Origin of the sequence: Halorubrum sp. FL23 (genome assembly GCF_052439115.2) — an archaeon.
Lineage (GTDB): Archaea > Halobacteriota > Halobacteria > Halobacteriales > Haloferacaceae > Halorubrum > Halorubrum persicum.
This window is the reverse complement of record NZ_JBQVRO020000056.1, coordinates 1-1115: the sequence shown is the minus strand read 5'-3', so window position 1 is coordinate 1115 and position 1115 is coordinate 1. Positions and strand designations below refer to the sequence as shown.

The 1115-nt window shown below is 56.0% G+C and carries 1 protein-coding gene; it reads left to right on the top strand.

Features of this window, described 5'->3' with window-relative positions:
• Window positions 1–74 precede the first annotated feature (74 nt).
• Window positions 75–893: an IS5 family transposase gene (locus tag ACT4MF_RS18835; RefSeq protein ID WP_444683853.1), complete on the top strand. Its 819-nt coding sequence runs from the start codon at window positions 75–77 to the stop codon at window positions 891–893.
• Window positions 894–1115: the final 222 nt, after the last annotated feature.

Here is a 1115-nt window from a genome sequence, read left to right as displayed (position 1 = left end):
TTGCTCCGTTGAACGCCGACGCTGTCTGCGGATTGTATCGCTGATTTCAGGGGATTTGGACGCCGTCTGGCGATATGGGGCGTCTCAAGACCCTCGCGCGGACGTTTCGAAACTTTGCCACAAACCACGTAGAGGAACCAGACGTACCCGCCGCGCCGGACGGCGCGGACGGGTACGCCAAATCAACGAAAATCGCGCTCCTTCTGCTCAAAGAGGAGATCAACAAGCCGCTCCGGAAACTCGAAGACTATCTCAACGAGATGCCGGGAATCCTCGATGTGTTCGACCTTGAGAAATCTCCTGATTACTCGTCTTTCAGCGTGTGGGACGGTGAATTTCCAATGCAGGAGTTGCGCCGCCTGCTCCGCCGTTCAGCGGAGCAGGCGGGGCTCTCGGGCACTGCGTCGATTGACGCAAGCGGCTTCCAGCGAGATCAGGCAAGCTCTCACTACCGCAATCGCGTCGGCTACTCGTTCAACGCGATGAAGACGACGCTGCTCGTGGATACGGAGTCGCTTGCCATCAGGGACGCACATTTCACGACGAAGAAAGCCTATGACGGGCATATTGGGCTGCAGGTCTTTCGGCGCAATGCCGAAGACCTGCAGGCGTTGCTGGCAGACAAAATGTACTCGTGGAGTGATCTCCGTGAAGCCTGTCGTGCAGCGTTGACACGACCGGTGATCAAACACTGTGAGAAAAATGCACTCAAGAAGGCCCACAACGCCCGAATTGACGACGATGTCTACAACCAGCGGTCAATGAGTGAAACCGTGTTTGCGATGCTGAAAGACGATGGCGACGAGATCCGCTCCCGGAGCTGGCATGGCCAGTTCCGGGAGCTCACACGGAAGTGCATCGTCCATAACCTGACGCAGGCGGCGAGCCCTTAACTCGCCGCCTGCTCTCCTTCTCCGGACGTATTCGGGAGAGGCATCGCCATCGTCCACCTCATACTTCGTGCGGTATCTTGTGAAACTGATGTTTTGCTCAACGCGCAATTCGACTAGGATCGAATCGTCCGATCTCAGAATCCATGGCTAGAGAGCCGTTACCGTTAGAAAATTGAATATCATAAATCCGATGTTGCCGCTGTCTTGCGTTCAACACGGCAT

Excerpts from the sequence above, each read along its gene's own strand:
- ACT4MF_RS18835 (WP_444683853.1), top strand. The coding sequence starts at position 75 with ATGGGGCGTCTCAAGACCCTCGCGCGGACGTTTCGAAACTTTGCCACA.